Source organism: Nocardia cerradoensis NBRC 101014, from assembly GCF_000308535.1.
GTDB lineage: Bacteria > Actinomycetota > Actinomycetes > Mycobacteriales > Mycobacteriaceae > Nocardia > Nocardia cerradoensis.
Genome location: NZ_BAFW01000119.1, coordinates 1 through 23076 on the forward strand (window position 1 = coordinate 1; position 23076 = coordinate 23076).

21 protein-coding genes and 1 pseudogene are annotated in these 23076 nt (G+C 70.0%); 11 read left to right on the forward strand and 11 right to left on the reverse strand.

Annotated features, from left to right (window positions below; translation table 11 throughout):
- From ON23_RS12610 to ON23_RS12635, 6 genes and pseudogenes are all read right to left on the reverse strand, one after another.
- Positions 1-1899 (reverse strand): condensation domain-containing protein (locus ON23_RS12610; protein WP_157170212.1); only part of this gene is annotated, 1899 nt, incomplete at its 3' end.
- 369 nt (positions 1900-2268) lie between these two features.
- Positions 2269-3858: an apolipoprotein N-acyltransferase gene (gene lnt, locus ON23_RS12615; RefSeq protein WP_083903890.1), complete on the reverse strand. Its 1590-nt coding sequence runs from the start codon at positions 3856-3858 to the stop codon at positions 2269-2271.
- 210 nt (positions 3859-4068) lie between these two features.
- On the reverse strand, positions 4069-5664 hold the full coding sequence (locus ON23_RS12620; protein ID WP_039778313.1) for an amidohydrolase: 1596 nt from the start codon (positions 5662-5664) through the stop codon (positions 4069-4071).
- A 50-nt stretch (positions 5665-5714) separates the two neighbouring features.
- Positions 5715-6197, reverse strand: a complete 483-nt coding sequence (locus tag ON23_RS12625) for an FxsA family protein (RefSeq protein ID WP_039778314.1) — start codon at positions 6195-6197, stop codon at positions 5715-5717.
- An 85-nt stretch (positions 6198-6282) separates the two neighbouring features.
- On the reverse strand, positions 6283-6942 hold the full coding sequence (locus tag ON23_RS12630) for a response regulator (protein ID WP_036501594.1): 660 nt from the start codon (positions 6940-6942) through the stop codon (positions 6283-6285).
- A 31-nt stretch (positions 6943-6973) separates the two neighbouring features.
- Positions 6974-8192, reverse strand: a pseudogene (locus tag ON23_RS12635) (sensor histidine kinase).
- A gap of 81 nt (positions 8193-8273) precedes the next feature.
- Between ON23_RS12635 and ON23_RS12640 the strand changes: the two are divergent.
- Positions 8274-9041 carry a TSUP family transporter gene (locus tag ON23_RS12640; protein WP_039778316.1) on the forward strand — a complete coding sequence of 256 codons (768 nt, stop codon included), beginning with the start codon at positions 8274-8276 and terminating at the stop codon, positions 9039-9041.
- Between the two features lie 7 nt (positions 9042-9048).
- On the opposite strand, the gene ON23_RS12645 is transcribed toward ON23_RS12640, so the two are convergent.
- Complete coding sequence (locus ON23_RS12645) at positions 9049-9702, reverse strand: TetR/AcrR family transcriptional regulator (RefSeq protein WP_083903884.1); 654 nt, start codon at positions 9700-9702, stop codon at positions 9049-9051.
- 206 nt (positions 9703-9908) lie between these two features.
- On the opposite strand from ON23_RS12645, the gene ON23_RS12650 reads away from it, so the two are divergent.
- Positions 9909-11432 (forward strand): TldD/PmbA family protein, encoded by a 1524-nt coding sequence (locus tag ON23_RS12650; RefSeq protein WP_039778317.1) that lies wholly within the window; start codon positions 9909-9911, stop codon positions 11430-11432.
- Positions 11433-11482: 50 nt separating this feature from the next.
- Complete coding sequence (locus ON23_RS12655) at positions 11483-12868, forward strand: metallopeptidase TldD-related protein (protein ID WP_039778329.1); 1386 nt, start codon at positions 11483-11485, stop codon at positions 12866-12868.
- A 4-nt stretch (positions 12869-12872) separates the two neighbouring features.
- Here the strand turns inward: ON23_RS12655 and ON23_RS12660 are convergent, their stop codons facing one another.
- Positions 12873-13379 carry a nitroreductase/quinone reductase family protein gene (locus tag ON23_RS12660; RefSeq protein ID WP_051042581.1) on the reverse strand — a complete coding sequence of 169 codons (507 nt, stop codon included), beginning with the start codon at positions 13377-13379 and terminating at the stop codon, positions 12873-12875.
- A 96-nt stretch (positions 13380-13475) separates the two neighbouring features.
- On the opposite strand from ON23_RS12660, the gene ON23_RS12665 reads away from it, so the two are divergent.
- Positions 13476-14123 carry a TetR/AcrR family transcriptional regulator gene (locus tag ON23_RS12665; RefSeq protein WP_157170213.1) on the forward strand — a complete coding sequence of 216 codons (648 nt, stop codon included), beginning with the start codon at positions 13476-13478 and terminating at the stop codon, positions 14121-14123.
- A 9-nt stretch (positions 14124-14132) separates the two neighbouring features.
- Here ON23_RS12665 and ON23_RS12670 read toward each other — a convergent pair whose 3' ends face one another.
- Positions 14133-14396, reverse strand: coding sequence for a helix-turn-helix domain-containing protein (locus tag ON23_RS12670; RefSeq protein ID WP_039778318.1), 264 nt, complete (start codon positions 14394-14396; stop codon positions 14133-14135).
- 75 nt (positions 14397-14471) lie between these two features.
- Here ON23_RS12670 and map point away from each other — a divergent pair, with 75 nt between their 5' ends.
- Both map and ON23_RS12680 read left to right on the forward strand, forming a co-directional pair.
- Positions 14472-15239: a type I methionyl aminopeptidase gene (gene map, locus ON23_RS12675; protein ID WP_039778319.1), complete on the forward strand. Its 768-nt coding sequence runs from the start codon at positions 14472-14474 to the stop codon at positions 15237-15239.
- 38 nt (positions 15240-15277) lie between these two features.
- Positions 15278-15664, forward strand: a complete 387-nt coding sequence (locus ON23_RS12680; protein WP_039778320.1) for a PPOX class F420-dependent oxidoreductase — start codon at positions 15278-15280, stop codon at positions 15662-15664.
- A gap of 32 nt (positions 15665-15696) precedes the next feature.
- Here the strand turns inward: ON23_RS12680 and ON23_RS12685 are convergent, their stop codons facing one another.
- Together ON23_RS12685 and cobN are read right to left on the reverse strand one after the other, a co-directional pair.
- A complete protein-coding gene (locus ON23_RS12685; protein ID WP_039778321.1) occupies positions 15697-16086 on the reverse strand; it encodes a PPOX class F420-dependent oxidoreductase in 390 nt (129 codons plus the stop codon).
- A gap of 87 nt (positions 16087-16173) precedes the next feature.
- Entirely contained in the window at positions 16174-19797 is a 3624-nt protein-coding gene (gene cobN, locus ON23_RS12690) for a cobaltochelatase subunit CobN (RefSeq protein WP_039778322.1), read from the reverse strand.
- 256 nt (positions 19798-20053) lie between these two features.
- On the opposite strand from cobN, the gene ON23_RS12695 reads away from it, so the two are divergent.
- From ON23_RS12695 to ON23_RS12715, 5 genes are all read left to right on the forward strand, one after another.
- Positions 20054-20296, forward strand: coding sequence for a hypothetical protein (locus tag ON23_RS12695; protein WP_143860277.1), 243 nt, complete (start codon positions 20054-20056; stop codon positions 20294-20296).
- Between the two features lie 4 nt (positions 20297-20300).
- Positions 20301-20630, forward strand: a complete 330-nt coding sequence (locus ON23_RS37875) for a hypothetical protein (RefSeq protein WP_143860275.1) — start codon at positions 20301-20303, stop codon at positions 20628-20630.
- Between the two features lie 65 nt (positions 20631-20695).
- Positions 20696-21889 (forward strand): precorrin-3B synthase, encoded by a 1194-nt coding sequence (gene cobG, locus ON23_RS12705; RefSeq protein WP_039778324.1) that lies wholly within the window; start codon positions 20696-20698, stop codon positions 21887-21889.
- A 145-nt stretch (positions 21890-22034) separates the two neighbouring features.
- Positions 22035-22604, forward strand: a complete 570-nt coding sequence (locus ON23_RS12710) for a hypothetical protein (protein ID WP_051042591.1) — start codon at positions 22035-22037, stop codon at positions 22602-22604.
- A 93-nt stretch (positions 22605-22697) separates the two neighbouring features.
- Positions 22698-23076 (forward strand): precorrin-8X methylmutase (locus ON23_RS12715; protein ID WP_039778325.1); only part of this gene is annotated, 379 nt, incomplete at its 3' end.

The following is a 23076-nucleotide window of genomic DNA, read 5'->3' on the forward strand; positions in this document are numbered from 1 at the left end:
TTTACCGGTCGATCCGGACGTGAAGATCACGTAAGCCAGGTGGTCACGGCGCAGCGGTGCGCGCCGATCGGCGTCGGTGATCTCCGGTTCGTCGCCGGAATCGGCCGTGTCGAGCTGTTGCACATCGATCACCGCGACGTCGCCGGGAAGATCGACCTCGTCCCGGGCCGCGGTCAGTACGCACAGCGGCGCGGCCTGCTCGAGGATGTGCGCGGTGCGCTCGCCCGGATGATCGGGATCGATCGGCAGATAGGCCGCTCCCGCGCGCACGATCGCGTACATGCCGACCACCAGGTCGAGACTGCGGCGCATGGCCAGGCCCACGACCGTGTCGGGTCCGGCACCGCGCGCGATCAGCAAGCGCGCCAGCCGATCCGCGCGCCGGCGTAGCTGTTCGTAAGTCAGTGTGTCGCCGTCGAATTCGAGCGCGATCGCATCCGGCGTGGCCCGCGCCTGCGCGCCGAACCGATCGGCGAGAGTGCCCGGCTGCTCCGGCACGGCGGTCGCATTCCACTGCCGCAGCACCTCGTCGCGTTCGGCATCGGTGATCACCGGCACCGCCGCGATCGGCTCGGCCGGATCGGCGGTGAGGAAGCGGTTCAGGTAGGCGAGGAACCGCTCGTGATGACGTGCCAGCTCGGCCGCGCCGTAGAGCTGCGGATTGGCCTCGAAATCGACGTGGATGCGCCCGCCCTCGCCGTTGTAGAGGTTGATCGACAGATCCTCGACCGGGCCGGTGGACAGCACATTGAGCGAGCCGACGAAGCTGCCGAAGTTCAGTTCGCTGTGGAACAGCATGATGTTGACCATCGGCCCGAAGAAGCCGCGGGCATCGCGCGAATAACCGCAGTCGCGTCTGATGTCGTCGTGGCGGTAGCGCTGGTGCCGCAGGGCGCCGGTGATCTGCAGTTCGGTCGCCTTGACGACATCGGCGACCGTGGTGTCGGCGTCGAATCGCACCCGGATCGGCACCACGTTGGACACCACGCCCGCGGAACGGCGCAGCGCGACCGTGGTCCGCGCCGACATCGGCAAGCTCAGCACCACATCGGAGGTGCCGGTCACCGCGCGCACGTACCCCGCCAGCGCCGCGACCACCAGCGCCGAATTCTGCGAATCGAATGTGGTGGCGGCAGTGGTGAGTTCGGTTTCGGTGTCGGCGTCGAGCACGGCCGCCGCGATGCGCCGGCCCGGATCCGGCATGGACGAGGCGATCCCCGACGACGACAGCGTCTGCGGCTCGCCCACCCCCACGAGTTGCTCACGCCAATACTCCTGATCGGCGCGATAGCGGCTCGACTCCCGATACCGCGACTCCCCCGCGTAGATCTCCGCCAGCGGGGTGGCCCGCGAGACCGAGGGCTCGGTGTGGTTCTCCAGCGCGGTGTAGATCTCGGCGGTGCGGGTGAGCGCGTTCATGGCGCCGTAGCCGTCGATGACGATGTGGTGGGCGCGGCAGTACCAGATGTAGTCCTGGTCACCGACGCGCAGGACGACATTGATGGTCAGCGGCTCGTGTTCGATATCGATCGGGCTGCTGGCGTGCTCGTTCATCCACCGCAGCGCCGCCGCGCGCGGATCGGGCTCCTTACGCAGATCGATCCGAGCCCAGCCGGGCCGATGCGCCGAATCCACCACCTGCTGCGGCACGCCGTCGATCTCCACGACGCGCACCTGACCCACCTGGGATTCCGCGCCGAACCGCTCGATCGAGTAGAGCAGCCGGCCCACGTCGAGATCACCGTGGATTTCCACGTACTGCGCGATGGTCAGTGGCACATCGGGCCGAATCCGCTGCGCGTACCACAGGGCGGTTTGCGCCGGTGACAGAGCGAAGGGTTGTGCTGAGAATTCGCCGGAAGCACATTGGTCGACACGATCGGTGGCCAATGAACTCATCAATCACTCCGTTCTGCCGCTGTATACGCAACTCCCCGGTCCCGATCCGCGGGCGGAAAAGCGCGCGCCAGCGGGAGGACGTGATCCACGCCCTATGATTCGGAGCCCCGTTGCGGCCGGACTGGTAACGATGTCGTGATCTTCGGCCTCGAACGCCACAGGCAGATAAAGCAATTGATTGGCTATTTCACCGCAAACGACTGCCGTTCCGTGCTGATCGCCCGTCAAGGACAAGATCGACAGCACGCGGTATCCGGCTGTGCAACCGGCCGGCGAATGCGGATGGGCGGCCCGGAATCGACGGAGTGTGAGAAATTTCGATTCGCGGGTACCCGCGATGTGTGATTGTCCGGGAGACTGCGGTGGCCGTCAGTCGAATGCCGGGTCGCCGGTGACGTCCTCATCGGTCCGATGCGCCGAGCGCATCGTTCGCCGCCGGATAGCCGCGACCAGGGCGACGGCCGCAGCAAGAATACACAACATGCGTTCCGGAAGGGGACCTATCGCGGTCGCGGGTGTCGTGTCGCTGCGCAACGGCAGCGTCGCCTCGAGTGCGGCGGGCACGAATTTGGTGGTCTGCTGCCGCACCACGCCGTCGGCGGTGACGATGGCACTGACGCCGGTCGTCGCGGCGACCACCAGCGCCCGGCCGTGTTCGACGGCCCGCACCCGCGACATGGCCAGCTGCTGATAGGTCATATCGCTGTCACCGAAGGTGGCGTTGTTGGTCGGGACGGTCAGCAGTTGCGCACCGGCGCGCAGCGAATCCTCGAAGGCGCGGTCGAAGGCGACCTCGTAGCAGGTTGCCACGCCGATCGCGACCATCGGGCCGCCGCTCGCCGGCCGGGCGTGCACGACACCGTCGCCGTGGCCGGGCACGAAGTAGCCTGCGCGGTCGGCGTAGTCGGAGAAGTGGCGGAAGAAGCCACGGTAGGGCAGATATTCGCCGAAGGGCTGGATGATCTTCTTGTCGTGGCGCTCCCCCGGCCCGTCGGTGTCCCACACGATCACCGAGTTGGTGGTGGTTCGGTCGTCGTTGACGAGGACGGCGCCCACCAGGATCGGGGCGCGGATGTCACGGGAGGCCGCTGTGATCTCGTCGTAGGCGTCGGAATTCCGCAGCGGGTCGATATCGGAGGAGTTCTCCGGCCAGATCACCACATCCGGCGCAGCGGCGGTACCGGCGGCGACCGCGCGGGCCAATTCCTCGGTACGACGAATGTGATTGTCCAGCACGGCGCGGCGCTGGGCGTTGAAGTCCAGACCCAGCCGCGGCACGCTGCCCTGGATAGCGGCGACCGTGATCGACCGGTCTCCGTCGTCCGGGGCGGGCAGCGCGGTCCGGAGGATCACTCCGGTAATCGGGATAATAGCCACAACCGTTGCGAGAGTGATAATTACGACCGCCCGCCGTGCGGTTACCCGGGGACGCAACCGAAGCAGCAGGGCCGCCAGGACGGTTCCGGTCAGGGCGACCGCGAAGCTCACCACCGGTGCACCGCCGAGCCAGGCCAGCGGCAGATACCAGCCGTCGGCCTGCCCGAAAGCGAGCCGGCCCCACGGGAATCCGCCGAAGGGAAAGCTGGAGCGTCCCCATTCGGTGAGCGTCCACATCAGCGCCACCCACACCGGCCAGCCCGGCAGGTCGCACACCAGCCGCGACAGCAGCCCGAACAGGCCGACATACAGCGCGCACGCGGCCGAGAGCGCCAGCCACGGCACCGGGCCGACGTAGATGCCGGTCCACGGCAGTAGCGGCAGGAAGAACGCGAGCCCCGCCAGCAGTCCGTAGCCGAATCCGCCGCGCAATCTCGTCGCGTCGCGCACGACCAAAGTCAAGATCGCGATGCCGATCGGCGCGAGATACCAGCAGGTCCGCGGCGGGAAGCTCGCGAACACCAACAGCCCGGCGACGACAGCGGCCCCGATCCTCCCCCACACCCGCCACGTCACGCCCAGCACCGCGCCAGCCTACTGGGATACCGCGCACCGGCCGGTGCCGGGCTCCGGGGCGCACGCATGCCGGGCCGGTGCGCGTCGTCGATGTCCAACCACGGCGCTCGTCGGTTACCCCGGTCAGTGCGGTGGCGGTGGACGAACGGGTCATGCCGGGCGTCCGCCACGCGCCCACAGGGACGAAGCGCGGCCGATGTCGGTCGCGCACCTTCCTCAGGCCGCGTAGATGGTGACTCCCGCACGGACCGTACGCAGGCAACGCGGGAGTTCGGCGCCCTCGTCCAAGGACGGCAGGCCGGGGACGCGGGAGCGCGGATCGGTGGACCAGCGTTGCACCGTGTCCGAGGCGGCGGCGACCACCAATTCCGTTGTGTCCCATATCGCGTAGTCGGCCGGAGCGCCGGGCACCAGCGTGCCGGCGATCCCGTCGCGCACGCCGCCGGCTCGCCACGCGCCGCGGGTGGCGGCGGCGAAGGCGGCGCGCGGGGAGATGTGGTGTCCCGGGGTGCGGTGGTTCGCGGCCGCGCGGACGGCCTCCCACGGGTTCAGCGCCGTCACCGGGGCGTCGGAGCTGATGGCCAGCGAGATGCCGGCGGCGGCCATCGCCGCGAACGGGTTGGTGGCGGCGGCGCGTTCGGCGCCCAGCCGGGTGGCGTACATTCCCTCGGCGCCACCCCAGGCGGCGTCGAATCCCGGTTGCACACTGGCGATCACACCGTATTCGGCCAGTTTCGCGATCTGTCCGGCATCGAGCAGTTCGGCGTGTTCGAGGCGGTGGCCGCGGGTGGCCACGGCCGGTGCGCCGAGTTCGGCGGCGACGCGGGCGAAGCCCTCGACCACCGCGTCGATGGCGGCGTCGCCGATGGCGTGGAATCCGGCCTGGATTCCGGCCTCGGTACAGGCCCGGACGTGCGCGGCGATCGCCGCGGCGTCGAGGTAGGACACGCCGGTGGTGTCGCGGTCGGCATACGGTTCGCGCAGCCACGCGGTGTGGGAGCCGAAGGATCCGTCGACGAACAGGTCCCCGGCCAGCCCGTGCACACCGAGTTCGCCGACCAGCGCCCGCGCCTCGTCGGCGGAGGTGACGGCCTCACCCCAATACGCCCGTACCCGCACACTGTGCTCGAATGCCAGCAATTCGCGCACATCGGTGCGTCCGGAGATCTGCGGGCCCGCGCATTCGTGGACGGCGACCACGCCGTGCGCGGCCGCGTGATCGAGTGCGGTGGCCCGGGCCCGGTCGCGTTGCGTGCGGTCGAGACCGTCGAGGGCGGCCTCGCGGACGAGGTGATGGGCGTCGGCGCGAAGCGGTGCGCCGGCGGTATATCCCGTGGCGGCGCGGACGGCGGCCACCGCGTCGAGCAGCGCGGTCGAGGCGACGGCGGAATGGGCGTCCACGCGGGACAGGTAGACCGCGCGGCCGGGCCCGGCCGCGGCGTCGATCTCCTCGACCGTGGGCGGGCGCCCCTCGGGCCAGCGGGTCTCGTCCCAGCCGTCGCCGATGATCGTTCCGGAATGCGCGGCGGCGTACTCGCGCACCAGATCCAGGCACTGCGCCAGCGAATTCGCCTGGGACAGATCCAGACCCGTCAGTTGCAGGCCCAGCGCGGTGACGTGCACGTGCGGATCGACGAAGGCCGGGGCCACGAAAGCGCCGTCCAGATCGACGATTTCGGCGTCGGGATGCAGCGCGCGACCGGGACGTTCGGCGCCCAGCCAGACCACGGTGCCGTCGGTGACCGCCATCGCGGTCGCATCGGGGGAACTGGAACTGTAGATTCGGCCGCCGACCAGCAACTGGGTACTCACGGATGACCAGTGTGCCGCACGGCCGGCGGCATGCGATCAGTGCGGGTCGGTCAGCGGGGATCGATCATGCGCCGCGCGGGGCCCTGACCGTCGTCGTAGTACTGCTCGACGACCACGCCGTCGACGACCTCACCGGAGGGTTCCACCACCACGCCGCGATAGCCGGTGGCCATGGTCAGCCGATCGATGCGCCGCAGCGCCGCGGCCGAGACCAGCGGTCGCAGCAGTGCGCGGGTGGGCAGGAGCAGCAGCAGTCCGAACACCGAGGTGACCAGTCCGGGAACGAACATCAGCAGCGCGCCGACCCCGACCAGCGCGCCGTCGGCGACGGCGGTCCCCGGGGCGATCTCGCCGCGCCGGGCGCGGCGGAACTGCTCGAAGACCCGGCGGCCCTGGGAACGCACCAGGATCAACCCGAGCGCGGATCCGGCGATGAGCAGCAGAATGGTCGGCACGGCACCGATGAGGTGGCCGACCACGACCAGCGCCGCGATCTCGACGACGAGATAGAGGGCGAACAACAGGGCGGGCATCGGCGATCCTTTCCACGATCTACCCTGCCCAACGCGCGACGGCCCCGATTTTCTCCCGATCCGGGCATATCGCCGCACATCCGGGTCAGGTACCCGGTGTGACCAGCCCGGTTTCGTAGGCCAGTACGACCGCCTGCACCCGGTCGCGCAGTCCCAGTTTGGTCAGCACCCGGCCGACGTGCGTCTTCACCGTGGCCTCCGACAGGTACAACTCGGCGGCGATCTCGGCGTTGGAGCGCCCGGCGGCGATCTGTTCGAGCACCTCGCGTTCACGCGCGGTGAGCACGTCGAGCACCGACGGGTCGCGCACGCGGGCGGGGTCGGCGGCGATCAACCGATTCAGCAGCCGTTTGGTCACCTTCGGCGAGACCACGGCGTCGCCGGCCGCGACGCTGCGGATCGCGGAGATCAAATCCTCGGGCGGGGTGTCCTTGAGCAGGAAGCCGCTGGCTCCGGCGCGCAGCGCACCGAGCGCGTGTTCGTCGAGGTCGAAGGTGGTCATCACCAGAACGCGGCTGCCGCACCCGGATTCGAGGATCTGGGCGGTCGCGGCGACGCCGTCGACCACGGGCATCCGCACATCCATCAGCACCACGTCGGGGGCCAGCTCACCGGCCAGCCGCACGGCGGTCGCGCCGTTGTCGGCTTCGGCGACGACGTCGACATCCGGGTGCGCGCCCAGCACCATCTTGAGTCCGGCACGCATGAGTTCCTGGTCGTCGACGACGAGTACGGTGATCGGCACCGCACCAATCTAACCGGGACTTCTCGGCCGGTCAGTCCGGTAGTTCGCGCTGCAGGGGAATGGTGGCGCAGACGCGCCAGCCGCCCTCGGGGCGTCGTCCCACCTCGAGGGTGCCGCCGAGGACCGCGATCCGCTCCCGCATCCCGACCAGTCCGAGGCCGCTGCCGGCGATGCCGTTGCGCACTGCGGTGTCGTCCACGGCGGGTGCCTTCGCCGCCACGGTGGACCCGGTCGCGGACGGGGCATCGCCGCGGTCGAGGACCTCGACCAGCACGTCCGCGTCGCGGCGGCGCACCCGCACCCAGGCCTGCGGGTCGGGGCCGGCGTGGCGGAAGGTGTTGGTCAGCGATTCCTGCACGATGCGATGCATGCCGAGACTCACCTCGGGCGCGACGTCGTCGAGTTCTCCGGTGAGTTCCAGTTCCACGGCGAGCCCGGCGTTGCGCATCATCTCCACCACCTTCGCCAGTCCGGCGGTGCCGTGCTGCGGCAGCTGTTCCGGGGGCGTGTTCGGTGCGCAGCAGTTCCACGGTCCGGCGCAGTTCGCGCAGCGCCTCCCGACCGGTGGCCGCGATGGTGGCCAATGCCTGTTCGGCGATCTCCGGATCACGGCGCAGCGCGTATTTCGCCCCGTCGGCCTGCACGATGATGACGCTGACCGCATGAGCGACCACGTCATGGAGTTCGCGGGCGATGCGGGTGCGTTCGGTCGAGACCGCGTCGTGGGCGCTGCGCTCGCGGTCGTAGTCGGCGACGGCGAGCCGGGCCGCGACCTCGGCGTCGTAGGCGTGGCGGGCGCCGAGGAATTCCGCGAGGGTCCAGCACAGCGCGTAGAACATGATCAGGAAGCCGATGACGATCGGCACCGACTGGTCGACCACGGCCAGCGAGAACGCCCCGTCCACGGCGAGGCCGGCCAGATACAGCAAGCCTTCGCGCCGGCCCACGTAGGCGACGAGGGTGTAGAGCGCGACGCCGACCGCCAGCAGTGCGGGCGGCTGCAGATCCTCGTGCAGGACCACGCTCACCGCGCTGGTCGTGATCGACAACACCAGCAGGGCGACCGCGCTGGCGCGCGGATAGCTGCGCCGCCAGATCACCGGCACCGGAACGAGCAGCCCGAGGATCAGGTAGACGATCGTGTGATCCTTGCCGCCGAGCGTGAGCAGATCGAACAGCACCAGTGCGGCCGCGAGGATGGAATCGGCGACCATGGGTTTGCCACGGAGCCACAGACTGAATCGGCGCACCCGCTCAGCCTAGGTGGCCGCCACCGCCGCATCGGGCGCCACGATTTGCCGCACGTCGCGAACTCTGATTGTGTCGCCGACGTGGATGTGGCTGATTGGGCGGTGCTGCTGCCCGCGGCCACGGTCGCGGGCTGGGTGGATGCCGTGGTGGGCGGCGGCGGACTAATCATCCTGCCGACCCTGCTGCTGGTGGCGCCGACGCTGGCCCCGCAGACCGCTCTGGGGACGAACAAGATCGCCGCATTCGCCGGAACCAGTGCCGCCGCACTGACTTTCGCGCGGCGGGTGCCGATGAACCGGCCGCTGATGCTGTCGGGAGCGGTGATCGCGGCGTGCGCGGCGGCCGCCGGTTCGGCCGCGGTGGCGCTGATCGACCGGCGCTATTTCATCCCGATCGTGATGGCGGTGCTGATCGGGGTCGCGATCGTGGTGGCCACACGGCCCTCGATCGGGGTGACGATGGCCACCCACCCGCCGACCCGGCGCCGCACGATTCTGGTGGTGGGCCTGTCGGCCGGACTGATCGGCGGTTACGACGGGCTGGTCGGCCCCGGTACCGGCACCTTCCTGATCATCTCCTTCGCCACCCTGCTGGGCACCGAATTCGTGCGCGCCGCGGCCATGGCGAAGGTGATCAACTGCGGGTCCAATCTCGGCGCGCTGATTCTGCTCGCCGCCACCGGGCACATCATCTGGTCGGTGGGCCTCGGGATGGCGGTGGCGAATATCGCTGGGTCCGTGGTGGGTTCGCGGATGGCGCTCGCGCGCGGCGCCGGGTTCGTGCGCGCGGTACTGCTGATCGTGGTGACCGCGATGGTCATCCGCCTGGGCTGGCAGCAGTTCGGCTGAGCGGCGCTCAGCAGTGCGCCTCCGCGGTCAGATGCCGCCCGGCCGAGAGCCAGGGCGCCAGCACCCGCGAGGTGGTCTCGCGAATGGTGCGATGCAGTCGCTCGCCGTCCTCGATCGCGTGGCGGCCGGAGAACAGCACGGTCAGCGCGCCCGACACCGCTCCGACGACGGCGCCGACCAGCGCGGCCGCGCCGACCTCGTCCAGTTCGTCGGGGAACGCGTCGCGCAGCCGCCGCGCGATCTCCTGCTGCGCGGCCAGCTGGGCGTGAGCGGCCCGGCCGCTCACGGCGGGAACGGTGCGCGAGACCTGGGCGCGCAACACCGCGATCCGGGCCGCGAGATCGTCGCCGAGGTGGTCACCGGGGTTGTCGCCGGCGGCGCGCAGCGCGCGCAGCAGCACCTCGACGGGCCGTTCGTCACTGCGGCGGCTCGCGATCGCGGCCACCGCCGCGGTCACGCGTTCGTCGGGTTCGGGGAAGAGCAGTTCCTCTTTGCTCTCGAAGTAGTTGAAGAATGTTCGGGTACCCACCTCGGCGGTCGCGGCGATATCGGCGACGGTGGTCGCCTCGTAGCCGCGCGATTCGAACAGGTCGGCGGCAGCCTCGAGGAGGGAGCGGCGGGTGCGTTCCCGCTTGCGGTCACGGAGTGCGGATGGCGGCACGCGGGCAGACAGTACGCCATCGGCGCCGCAACCTGCGGCAGGCTGCGCGTTTCGCGCGCGTTTCAGTCCGTGCCACACCGCATTTCGTGCATGTTTGCATCATCTGCAAACTTGCACGGCGTGTCGTGTTGGGGCCCGGAGTGTTTCGCCGCACCCGTCGGCGAATCTGTTGGCCCGCTCGGCGGTCAGCAATTAGCGTAGGCCGGGTGAGCATCGCATCCGCGACCGTGGACGAACAGTTCCGCGCGCTACCGCTGGCCGCCCTGACCGACGCGGCGCTGACGGCGGCACGCGCGGCCGGCGCCGAACACGCCGATCTGCGGGTGCACCGGCTGGTGACCCAATCGATCCGGTTGCGCGACGGCCGGGTCGAGTCCGTCGACAACGCCGTCGACCTGGGTTTCGCGGTCCGGGTGATCGTCGACGGCACCTGGGGTTTCGCCTCGCACTGCGAGCTGACGCCCGCGACCGCCGTGGCGGTGGCCCAGCGCGCGGTCACGGTCGCGGCCACCGTGCGGGCGCTCAACCGCGAGCGCGTCGAACTCGCCGGCGAACCGGTCTACCGCGACGCCACCTGGGTCTCGCCCTACGACGTGGACCCGTTCACGGTGCCGACGCCGGAGAAAGTCGCTCTGCTGCAGGACTATTCGCAGCGCCTGTCCTCGGCCGCGGGCATCGATCACGTGACGGCGTCAGTGCTGCAGGTCAAGGAGCAGACCTACTACGCCGACACCGCGGGTTCCACGATCACCCAGCAGCGGGTGCGGCTGCATCCGCAACTCGAGGCGATCACCGTCGACGCGGCGACGGGTGGTTTCGAGACCATGCGCACGCTCGCCGCCCCGGCTGGGCGCGGCTGGGAGTACGTCACCGGCGCCGACGGAGTCTGGGACTGGGACGACGAATTGGCGCGGATGCCACAGTGGCTGGCCGAGAAGGTCGCCGCGCCCTCGGTGACGCCGGGTCCCACCGACCTGGTGATCGATCCGACCAACCTGTGGCTGACGATTCACGAATCCATCGGTCACGCCACCGAATACGATCGCGCGATCGGCTACGAATCGGCCTACGCCGGAACCTCCTTCGCCACCCCCGACAAGCTCGGGACGCTGCGCTACGGCACCCCGATCATGCATGTCACCGGCGACCGCACCCAGGAGCACGGCCTGGCGACGGTCGGCTACGACGACGAAGGTGTGGCCGGCCAGCGCTGGGATCTGGTGCGCGACGGCACCCTGGTCGGCTATCAGCTCGACCGGGTCTTCGCGCCACGTCTCGGGGTGCCCCGCTCCAACGGCTGCTCCTACGCCGATTCCGCCCACCACGTACCCATTCAGCGCATGGCCAACGTCTCGCTGCAGCCCGATCCGCAGACCGACACCAGCACCGCCGAACTGATCTCGCGCGTCGAGGACGGCATCTACATCGTCGGCGACCGGTCCTGGTCGATCGACATGCAGCGCTACAACTTCCAATTCACCGGACAGCGCTTCTTCCGGATTCGCAACGGCGAGCCGGCCGGACAGGTGCGCGACGTCGCCTACCAAGCCACCACCACCGACTTCTGGGGCGCGATGGAAGCCGTGGGCGGCCCGTCGACCTGGGTCCTGGGCGGGGCGTTCAACTGCGGTAAGGCCCAGCCCGGCCAGGTCGCGGCGGTGTCGCACGGGTGCCCGTCGGTGCTGGTGCGCGGGGTGAACATCCTCAATACCCGCCAGGAGGCAGGGTGAGCGGCCACGGTTCGGAATTCGCAGACGATACGGGAGGCCGGTCGGTGACGATGATGCACGGCGCGGAGGTCGTGGAGCGGGCGCTGGCCGTCGCACGCGCGGACGAGACGATCCTCATCGTCACCGACGCGTCGGAGGCCTCGCTGCGCTGGGCCGGCAATTCCATGACCACCAACGGGTCGTCGGTGTCCCGGTCCTGGGCGGTGGTGTCGATCCTGCGCGAGGGCCCACGCTCGGCGCGGGTGGGCAGTGTCGGTTCCACGAGCGTGGATCCCGCCGAGATCGAGGCGGTGGTGCGCAGTGCGGAAGAGGCGGCTCGTACCGCCGAACCCGCCGCGGACGCGATGCCGCTGCTGGATCCGGAAAGCGCGGGTGCGCAACAGGATTCGCAGTGGTCGGGCCCGGTGCGCGAAACCGGTATCGAGGTGTTCACCGGACTCGCCGGTGAGCTCGCCGTCGGATTCGCCGGCACCGACCGGCTCTACGGCTTCGCTCATCATCAGCTGCACACCACCTGGCTGGGCACCTCCACCGGCATCCGCCGCCGGTGGACCGAACCCACCGGATCCATCGAGATCAACGGCAAACGCGGCGACGACGATCCGGCCAGCGCCTGGGTGGGGGCGCCGACCGCCGATTTCACCGATATCGGCGTCACCGCATTGCTGGCCGAGCTGAGCCGGCGCCTGGACTGGTGCGCCCGCCGAGTCGAGCTGCCGGCCGGCCGCTACCCCACGCTGCTGCCGCCCTCGGCGGTCGCGGATCTGCTCATTCCGATGCTGTGGTCGATGGACGGGCGCGGCGCCCACGAGGGGCACACCGCATTCGCCCGGGCCGGCGGAACCCGCGTCGGCGAGCGGCTCACCGACCTGCCGCTGACGCTGTACTCGGACCCGGCTGCGGCCGGATTGGAGTACCGGCCGTTCGTCGCGACCGCGGCCTCGTCGGAGACCTCCTCGGTTTTCGACAACGGCCTGTCGGCCGGTCGGGTCGACTGGCTGCGCGAGGGAGTGATCGAGTCGTTGATCTATCCGCGCGCCGTGGCCGCGCAGTACGACGCTCCCGTCACCGTGGCCGGGGAGAATCTGCTGCTCAGCGGCGGGACGGATCGCACGCTCGAGCAGATGATCGCCACCACCGAGCGCGGCCTGCTGCTGACCTGCCTGTGGTACATCCGTGAGGTGGATCCGGCCACCCTCCTGCAGACGGGCCTGACCCGCGACGGTGTGTATCTGGTGGAGGACGGCGCGGTCACCGCCGCGGTAAACAACTTCCGCTTCAACGAGAGCCCGCTGGATCTGTTGCGCCGCGCCACCGAGGTCGGCGCCACCGAGATCACGCTGCCGCGCGAATGGAAGGACTGGTTCACCCGTACGGCCATGCCGCCGATGCGGATCCCCGACTTCCACATGTCCTCGGTCAGCCAGGCGACCTGAGCGCTCAGCGCATCGAGCCCGGGCGCAGCCGCACGACGACCGTGCCGCAGGCGAGGGCGGCGCGCAGTTGTTCCCGGTTGACATTGCCGTCGGCATCGAGGCCGATACCGGCGAAGCGGCCGTGCGTCGGGTTCTGGGTGAGGATGATGCGGTAGGGCTCGGCGATCTCGTCTTCGCCGGAGATCACGTCCCAGTCCGCGAGCCGTTCCCGGCCGCGCCAGGTGATCCGCACCGGTTCTCCCGGCCGCAGATTGCGCCGCCAGCCCGCCGCCGTGCCGACCAGTAGCGCGCCGTCGGATTCGGCGTAGCCGACCGGATTCGCGTAGACGCGACCGGTTTTGCGGCCGACCACGGTGACGATCATCAATTTCGCGCTGAGCAGGCGATGCAGGGGCGACCGCAGCAGTGCGCGCATGGCGGCGTCGACCGCACTCTGCATGCGCAACCGGCCGCGGCCCGCCGACTCGCCCGCCGCGGTGCCGGTGGAGGGAGGTGTGCTGGGAGTGGACATGACGACAGCTCCGATCAGTATTTTCGAGTGCCTACTCAGAAAATACGACGCGATGCGGCATACTGCAAGGGCACGACCGATCGGAAGGAAAATGTGGTGCCCCGCCAGCACACCGAGCCCACCGAACCGCCCGCACGCACCCGAGGGCGGCCGCGCAGCGGGGTGCGGGAGGCCGTGATCGCGGCCGCACAGGAAGTCCTCACGAGTTCCGGGGTCGCGCGGCTGACCACCAAGGAGATCGCCACGCGCGCCGGGGTCGCCGAATCGAGCATCTTCTATCACTTCGGCGATCGCACCGGCCTGCTCCAAGCGGTGATCCAGCATCACCTGCGACCATTGAAAGATATGCTCGCCGACCCTCCACATTCGGCGGACGAGGCCGAATCACCCGATCTGCGAACCGATCTCGTGCGCCTGGTGATGGTGCTGGAGGACTTCTTCCGCGCCGCGCTACCCGTCATCGCGGCGATCGAATCCGATGCCGAATTGCGCGCGGTCTACTCCGAACGCAGCCGCGACTTCGATCTGGGCCCGCATCGCGCCCTGGACGTGGTGATCGGACACCTCTCGGCCCGCCACCACATCGTCGCCGAACCACGCACCGCGGCCCTGCTGGTGGTGGGCGCGGCACATCAGCGGGCACTCCAGTCGCGAATGAGCCCGCGCGAGGCGCGCGCCGCACTCCCCTCGCCCGAGGCGATCGCCGACACGGCCCTCCCCCTGTTCCGCGCCGAGAAGAACTGACCGGGACCGTCAGGCCGAGGCGCTGAGACGAGCGGACTGCCAGACCTCCGCCAACTCCTGCAACGGAATTCCCAGCGCCCCGGAGAGTCCGACGACGGTGCCGAACGCCGGGCTGGGCAGCCGGCCGGATTCGATCTTGCGCAGCGTCTCCGGTGAGATGCCGGCCGCCCGGGCGATCTCCGCGGGGTCTCGATCGCCCCGGACCGCACGCAGATGGGCGCCCAGGCGGCGACCGGCCTCTACCTGGGCCGGGGTCAGCGGAAGTCGAACCATGCCCTCAGCATAGCTGGTATTCAAATACCGCTACGGTTAGAGTCGGTATATAAATACCAATTCCAGGGAGGTTTCGTGGTCGAACTGAAGACAGCCGCCGAGATCGAGCGCATGGGCGTGGCCGGACGCTTCGTCGCCCAGGTGCTCGCGGAGCTGCGGGAGAAAGCCGAGGTCGGGGTGAATCTGCTCGACCTGGAAAAGCATGTGCGCCGGCGCATCCGGGAACGAGGAGCGGTGTCGTGCTACTGGGACTACGCGCCCTCGTTCGGACGCGGGCCGTTCCGCAACACCGTCTGTCTATCGGTCAACGACGCGGTCCTGCACGGCCTGCCCTACGACTACCGGTTGCGCGACGGCGATGTGCTGACCATGGACCTGGCGGTCTCGGTCGACGGCTGGGTCGCCGACGCCGCGGTCAGCACCATCGTCGGCACCGCCGACCCCGAGGACGCCCGGCTGGTCGCCGCGACCGAGGAGGCCCTGGCCGCCGCCGTCGAGGTCGCCCGGCCCGGTGGTCGGCTCGGCGACATCTCCGCGGCCATCGCGGCGGTCGCGCGGCGGCACGGCTACCCCGTCAACACCGAATTCGGCGGCCACGGGCTCGGCCGCACCATGCACGAGGATCCGCATGTTCCCAACGCCGGGCGCGCCGGACGCGGCATGCGGCTCGTCCCCGGCCTGACCATCGCGATCGAGCCCTGGTTCGCCCGCACCACCGACCGCATCATCACCGACCCGGACGGGTGGACGATCCGCTCCGCCGACGGCTCCCGCACCGCACATTCCGAACATACGGTCGCCATCACCGACGACGGTCCTCGAATCCTCACGCACACGGCATGATTCATCCCCGGCCTTCCGACCGATTAGGCTCGGCAGTCGTGGACAATCCTTTCGGGCCCGCGGGTACCGCGAACTACGTTCTGCTCACCACCTACAAGAAGGACGGCACACCGGTCGCGACCCCGGTGTGGGCGGCGCTCGACGATGCCAAGTTGTACGTCTGGACCGAGACCGCCGCGTGGAAGGTCAAGCGGGTGCGGCGCAATCCGGAGGTCACCCTGCAGCCGTGCAGCGTCTCCGGCAAGCCGCACGGGGAGATCGTGCGCGGCACCGCCCGCGTGCTCGACGAGCAGGGCAGCGACCGCACCCGGCAGCTGATCAAGCGCAAGTACTCGATCATGGGCTGGCTGATCGTCACCGGCAGCGTGCTGCGGCGCGGCCGCAAGGGCACGATCGGCATCGAAATCACCGCCGCCCCGGCCTGATTCGGTGCAGCACCGACCTGATCCGGCGGCGGTTACTCCCCCGCCGGTTCGGCGGTGATCGCCAGCCCGACCGAGCGATCCTTCCCGAAGATCAACTTGTGCCCGCGGATCAGCACCGTGCCGATCACGCCGTATTTGTGGGCAATGAGGTCGCGCACCCGTTCGGTCCCGTCCGCATCGAGGATGCGCGCCGTGCCGGCGCTCACCGGCGATCCGGATGTGCGGCCGCGGGCGTCACACGCCTGGACCGTCACCGCGGCATTGCGACGCAGCCGTTTCACCTTCCAGGTCTTCGGATTGGTCCAGACCACCAGCCGGTCGCCGTCCGGAGCGACCCAGACCGGGGCCCCGACCGGCGTGCCGTCCTTCTTGTAGGTGGTGAGCAGGACGTACTTCTGCTGTGCGAGTTCGTTCCAGGTCATATCCCCACGGTAGGACCGAACTCGTTCCCGGCACATCTGCCGCGCGGCGCAGGAGCCGGTCCGCCCGCCGACGTAGCAGGCGCGGCCCTACTCCAGTTCGCCCTCGGTTTCGAGGTAGATCTGCCGCAGCCGGTCCAACGTTTCCGGCTGCGGGGCCTCCCACAGTTTGCGTTCGGCCGCCTCGAGCAGTCGTTCGGCGATGCCGTGCAGTGCCCACGGATTCGACTCGGTCATGAACTTGCGGTTCACATCATCGAAGACATAGCTCTCCGAGAGCTTTTCGTACATCCAGTCGGCGACGACGTTGGTGGTGGCGTCGTAGCCGAACAGGTAGTCGACCGTGGCGGCCATCTCGAACGCGCCCTTGTAGCCGTGGCGGCGCATCGCTTCCAGCCAGCGCGGATTGACCACGCGGGAGCGGAACACCCGGGTGGTCTCCTCGGAGAGGGTGCGGGTGCGCACCGCGTCGGGACGCGTCGAGTCGCCGATGTAGGCCTCGGGATTCTTGCCGGTCAGCGCCCGGACGGCGGCGACCATACCGCCGTGGTACTGGAAGTAGTCGTCGGAATCGGCGATGTCGTGCTCGCGGGTGTCGGTGTTCTTGGCCGCGACCGCGATGCGCCGGTAGGCGGCGCGCATATCGTCGGCGGCCGGGGCGCCGTCCAGGTCCCGGCCGTAGGCGTAGCCGCCCCAGGTGGTGTACACCTGGGCCAGGTCGTCGTCGGTGCGCCAGCTCTTGGAGTCGATCAACTGCAGCAGACCCGCGCCGTAGGTGCCGGGTTTGGAGCCGAAGATGCGGGTGGTGGCGCGACGCCGGTCCCCGTGCTCGGCGAGATCGGAATCGGTGTGCGCGCGAACGTAATTCGATTCCGCCGGTTCGTCCAGATCGGCGACGAGCCGCACGGCGTCGTCGAGCAGCGCCAGCACGTGCGGGAACGCGTCACGGAAGAAGCCCGAGATCCGGACGGTGACGTCGATGCGCGGGCGACCCAGCTCGGCCAGGTCGATCACCTCCAGGCGGGTGACGCGGCGGCTCGCCTCGTCCCACACCGGCCGCACTCCCAGCAGCGCGAACACCTCGGCGATATCGTCACCGGCGGTCCGCATGGCCGAAGTGCCCCACACCGAGAGCCCGACCGAGCGCGGGTAGTCGCCGTGATCGGCGCGGTAGCGCTCCAGCAGCGAATCCGCCATCGCCTGCCCGGTCTCCCACGCCAGCCGTGAGGGCACCGCCTTCGGATCCACGGAATAGAAGTTCCGCCCGGTCGGCAGCACGTTGATCAGACCGCGCAGCGGCGAACCGCTCGGCCCGGCCGGAATGAAACCGCCGTTCAGGGCGTGCAGAATCCGCTCGATCTCGACTCCGGTCTGGCGCAGCCGGGGCACGACTTCGGTTGCGGCGAACCGCAAGACGGCGGCGAGAGTATCCGGAGCATCGGGTTCGTAGCGGGCCACCAGCTCCCCGACCGCGTCCGGCGACCACTCCGCCGCCTGCAGTGCGGCCAGCAGCTGCCGGGCGCGCTGCTCGACGACGTCGACGCGCTCGCGCGATTCCTCCCCGGATTCGTCGAGCCCCAGCGCCTCACGCAGCCCGGGCACCGCGACTTCACCGCCCCACAACTGTCGGGCGCGCAACATGGCCAGCACCAGATCCAGTTCGCCCTCGCCGGCGGGGGCCTGGCCCAGGATGTGCAGCCCGTCGCGGATCTGCACATCCTTGATCTCGCACAGCCAGCCGTCGACATGCAGCAGCATGTCGTCGAAGGTGTCCTCGTCCGGCCGCTCTTCCAGCCCCAGGTCGTGGTCCATCTTCGCGGCTCGCATCAGGGTCCAGATCTGCTGGCGGATCGCGGGCAGTTTGGCCGGATCCAGCGCCGAGATGTTGGCGTGCTCGTCGAGCAGTTGCTCCAGGCGGGCGATATCGCCGTAGGTCTCGGCACGTGCCATCGGCGGAATGAGGTGGTCGACCAGTGTGGCGTGGGCGCGGCGTTTGGCCTGGGTGCCCTCACCGGGATCGTTGACCAGGAACGGATAGATCAGCGGCAGATCGCCGAGGGCGGCATCGGTGCCGCAGGCCGCCGACATGCCCAGCGTCTTGCCCGGCAGCCATTCCAGATTGCCGTGTTTGCCCAGGTGCACCATCGCGTCGGCGCCGAATCCACCCTCGTCGGCCGCCGCGGACAACCACCGGTACACCGCCAGATAGTGGTGGCTGGGCGGCAGATCCGGATCGTGGTAGATCGCGACCGGATTCTCGCCGAAACCGCGCGGCGGCTGCACCAGCAGCACGATATTGCCGAAACGCAGTGCGGCGATGACGATTTCGCCGTCGGGGTCGGCGGAACGGTCGACGAACAACTCGCCCGGCGGCGGCCCCCACGCCTCCACGACCGCGGTGCGCAGTTCCTCGGGCAGGGTGGCGAACCAGGCCGAGTACTGCCGGGCGCCGATGCGAATCGGGTTGCCCTCCAACTGTTCCGCGCTGAGCCAGTCCTGATCCTGGCCACCGGCGGCGATCAACGCGTGGATGAGCGCGTCGCCGTCGCGCTCCTCGAGCCCCGGCACCTCGCCGGCCGCGCCGAGATCGTAACCGGCCGTACGCATCTCGGTCAGCAGCCGGATCGCACTCGCGGGGGTGTCCAGCCCGACGGCATTGCCGATGCGGGCGTGCTTGGTGGGATACGCCGACAGCATCAGCGCGATCCGGCGCTGCGCCACGGGCAGATGCCGCAGCCGCGCGTGGCGCACCGCGATGCCCGCGACCCGCGCCGCCCGCTCCGGGTCGGGCACATAGGTCGACAGGCCGTCGGCGTCGAACTCCTTGAACGAGAACGGCACCGTGATGATCCGCCCGTCGAATTCCGGCACCGCGACCTGGGTGGCGACGTCCAGCGGCGAGAGCCCGTCGTCGTTGTCCGCCCACTGGTCGCGGCCGCTGGTCAGGCACAGGCCCTGCAGGATCGGCACATCCAGGTCGGCGAGCGCGCCGATATCCCAGGCCTCGTCGTCACCACCGGCGGCGGCGGTCGCGGGTTTGGTGCCGCCCGCGGCCAGCACGGTCACCACCAGCGCGTCGGCGCGGCGCAGCGTCTCGAGCAGATCCGGTTCGGCATTGCGCAGCGATGCGCAGTACAGCGGCAGCGGGCGCGCCCCGGCCTGTTCGAGCGCGCGGCACAGCGCCTCGACGTAGGCGGTATTCCCGGCCAGGTGCTGGGCGCGGTAGTACAGCACGGCCACCGTCGGCGCGGCGGCGAGGCGGGAATCGTTGCCGGACAACGCCTCCGGAGTGCGGTCGAGTTCGCCCCAGGAAGGCAGCTGGACCGGCGGTTCGAAGCCGTGACCGGTCAGCAGCACCGTATCGGACAGGAAATTGTGCAGCTGCCGCAGATTGCCGGGCCCGCCCGCGGCCAGATAGTTGTGCGCGTCCGCGGCGACCCCGCCCGGAACCGTCGAGCACTCCATCAGCTCGGCATCGGGCGCCATCTCGCCACCCAGGGCGACCAGCGGAATCCCGCTGGCGCGCAGCGCGTCCAGGCCGTCCTCCCAGGCGCGGCGGCCACCCAGGATGCGGACCACGATCAGATCGGCGCCGGCGAGCAGTCCGGGCAGATCTTCCACAAGCAGCCGGGCCGGGTTGGCGAGCCGATAGTCGGCGCCGCTCGCGCGCGCGGACAGCAGATCGGTGTCGGACGTGGACAGCAGCAGGATCACGGTTCTCCTCGGGTGACGCGCCCATGATGGATACGGCCGCCCGCCCGGAGGGTCTGACTGTCACAGTGGCGCGACCGCACCGGAATTGCACCGGCTTTCCTCGTATCGGCGAGCCCCCGGATGCTATCGCACTGCTGTGACCGGTATTTCCCGATCCGACTCCGCGGCGTACGCTGTGAATATGCCGAACACACCGGGATGGAGCAGGCGGAACCGCTTTGCCGCCTGGTCGGGAATTACATGCATGATGATTGCTGTGGCATTGCTAGCGATGGCTCTGGCCGCTGCAGCGGGCGGCCACGGCGGGCTGTTGCTCGTCGCCGCCGGCGCTTGTGCGGCGGTCGCGATCTTCGGGCTGCTGGTCTTCGAGTCGACGGTCCGCCGCGACCACCTCGAGCGCCACGACAACCCACACCTGTTGTCGGACAGTTACGTCGACGATCAGCTGTGGAAGGCCGTGATCAGCGCCCGGGACAGGAGCACCCCGAAGGACCGGTGATCCCATGCCCGCCACCCCGCCTTGGGTGCGGCGCAACCGTATGGTCGCCTGGACCAGCTACTTCTGCGTTCTGATCGGCTTCGGCACCCTGGCGATGGGACTGACCGCCGCCGGAAGCGGACATCTCGGCTGGGCCCTCGTCGCGGGCGCGATCTGCGCCGCCGCCTTCGTCGGCGGTTTCAGCCTGTTCGGCGCGACCGCCTATCACGACCGGACCACCCACCACAGCGGTCCGAGCCTGCTGTGGGATTCCTCCTGGCCGGGCGCCACACTCGAACCGTCCCACGCACCGCGTGCCGCGCATCATCGCCTGCGCCTGCGCCGCGGTCACTGACCAGCCCGTGCTTCGGACGCACCGGCCACATTCCGGGCACGCCCGGCTCGTAGGCTGAGACCATCATGACGCGCTCCGCTCCCGACTCCTGCCCCGGTGTTCTGCGCCTGCATCAGGCCGCCGACGGCCCGCTGGCCCGGATCCGGCTGCCCGGCGGCGCGATCACCCCCGATCAACTGCGCGTACTGGCCGCGGCGGCCGACGAGCTCGGTAACGGCAGCATCGAACTGACCTCGCGCGGCAATGTGCAGTTGCGGCAGATGCACGACGCCGCGGCACTGGCCGAGCGGCTCGAGCACGCCGATCTGCTGCCGGCGCCCACCCACGAACGGGTGCGCAACATCGTGGCCTCGCCGCTGTCGGGCCGGTCGGGCGGGTGGAGCGATGTGCATCCGCTGGCCGCGCAACTGGACGCGGGGCTGCAGGCGGCGCCGGATTTGGCCGCCCTCCCCGGGCGCGTGCTGTTCACCCTCGACGACGGCCGCGGCGACATCAGTGGCCTCGGCGGCGATATCGGCATCCACGCCACCGATGAGGCCGAGTTCGCGCTGGTTCTGGCCGGGCGCGATTCGGGCGCGCGCATCGGCGCGGACCGGGCGGTGGACACGATGCTGGCGGCGGCACACAGCTTCCAGCGAGCGCGCGGCGAACAGTGGCGGCTGCGCGAGGTCCCCGACGGCCCGGCTCGGATCCTGGCCGAACTGGCTCTGGAACCGACCGCCGCACCGGTGGATTTCGTTGCCCGCCATGATATTCCGATCGGCTGGCTCCCCCAGGCCGACGACCGGGTCGCGCTCGGGGCGGCGGTGCCCCTCGGCGCGCTTCCGGCCCGGACCGCGGAATTCGTCGCGGCGGTGGAACATCCGATTCTGGTCACCCCCTGGCGCAGTCTGGTCGTGGCCGATATGGACGAGTGGACGGCCGAGCAGGTGGTGCGGGTGCTGGCACCGATGGGCCTGATCTTCGACGCGAACTCGCCGTGGCTGGCGGTGACCGCGTGCGCCGGGCGGCCGGGCTGCGCGAAATCACTCACCGGCGTGCGAGCCGATGCCGCCGACGCCGTCGCCTCCGGACGGGTGCTGCCGGTCGGAGCCCCGACGCCGGAGCTGTCCGGCGTCGCGGCCGATCAGGTGGTCGTCGCCGGGCGACAGCACTGGTCCGGGTGCGATCGGCAATGCGGGCGTCCGGCCGGGCCGGTGACCGAGGTGGTCGCCGAAGCCGGCGGGTATCGCATCACCGGGCCGCGCGCGGATCGCTGAGACTCGCACCCGCGACGACTCCGGCCGCGCAACCCCCGGGCCACGACCATCCGACCTCCCGGTCCGACGGTGGGATCGGGACGAACTCCCTCCGATTCGGGCGGCCCACTATGCCTCGTACCTGCGGTTCGCGCACACTGAATCGATGGACCCGTCCGCCCCACAGCCGTCCACGGCGGCCCTGCTCTCCGATGCGCAGATCGAGCAGCTTTCGCTCGCCCAGCGGCTCGAATTGGTCGCGCGCCTGCGGCCGGACCGGGTCCGGCCGGATCCGCGCCGGGTGCGCGTGGCGCGGGGGCTGCGGCTGTCGCTGATGGTCGGCGGCTCGGTCGCGATGATCCCGTGGCTGGTCTACCTCGGGCTCACGCTGCCGCAGGAGTACAACGCGAACAACTGGTCCCTCGTGTGGATCGGATTCGACATTCTGCTGGTGGTGATGATGACGACCACCGCCTATCTCGGCTGGCGGCGCCGGGCGCTGCTCATCCTGCCCGCCTTCGGCACCGGGGTGCTGCTGCTCGCCGACGCCTGGTTCGACACGACGACCGCCGGACCCGACGACATCGGGGTGTCGATCGCGACGGCCGCGCTCGCCGAAGTCCCACTCGCGGTGCTGCTGCTCACCGGGGCGCTGGCCCTGTTCCGCTACCTCGTCTTGGCCAATCCCCTGCACGGCCCGGCCGAATCGCCGTGGCGGGCCCGGCTGCCGTTCTGATGCCGCGGGCCGGGCGGCCGAGGTCGCGGACCGGGCGGCGCCTCGCCCACGCTGCCGCTCGGGGCCCGGATTCCCACCGCTAGGGTGATGCCCATGTCCGATGTGCGTACCAGCTACCTCACCGACGGGGCCGAGATCTATCGGCGCTCGTTCGCGACGATCCGGGCCGAAGCCGATCTGGCGCGGTTCCCGGCCGATGTCGCGCAGGTGGTGGTGCGCATGATCCACGCGTGCGGACAGGTCGATCTGACCACCGATATCTCCCACACCCCGCAGGTCGTGACGGCTGCCCGCACCGCGCTGCGCGCCGGCGCGCCGATTCTGTGCGACGCCACCATGGTCGCCTCCGGCGTCACCCGCAAACGACTGCCCGCCGACAACGACGTGCTGTGCCTGCTCGCCGATCCGCGGGTACCGCAGCTCGCGCAGGAGATGGGCAATACGAGATCGGCTGCGGCACTGGAACTGTGGC

Coding starts and splice junctions, on each gene's coding strand:
- ON23_RS12710 (WP_051042591.1), top strand. CDS start 22,035: ATGGACCCGTCCGCCCCACAGCCGTCCACGGCGGCCCTGCTCTCCGAT.
- ON23_RS12660 (WP_051042581.1), bottom strand. CDS start 13,379: ATGTCCACTCCCAGCACACCTCCCTCCACCGGCACCGCGGCGGGCGAG.
- ON23_RS12655 (WP_039778329.1), top strand. CDS start 11,483: ATGATGCACGGCGCGGAGGTCGTGGAGCGGGCGCTGGCCGTCGCACGC.
- ON23_RS12685 (WP_039778321.1), bottom strand. CDS start 16,086: ATGACCTGGAACGAACTCGCACAGCAGAAGTACGTCCTGCTCACCACC.
- cobG (WP_039778324.1), top strand. CDS start 20,696: ATGACGCGCTCCGCTCCCGACTCCTGCCCCGGTGTTCTGCGCCTGCAT.
- ON23_RS12670 (WP_039778318.1), bottom strand. CDS start 14,396: ATGGTTCGACTTCCGCTGACCCCGGCCCAGGTAGAGGCCGGTCGCCGC.
- ON23_RS12625 (WP_039778314.1), bottom strand. CDS start 6,197: ATGCCCGCCCTGTTGTTCGCCCTCTATCTCGTCGTCGAGATCGCGGCG.
- ON23_RS37875 (WP_143860275.1), top strand. CDS start 20,301: ATGCCCGCCACCCCGCCTTGGGTGCGGCGCAACCGTATGGTCGCCTGG.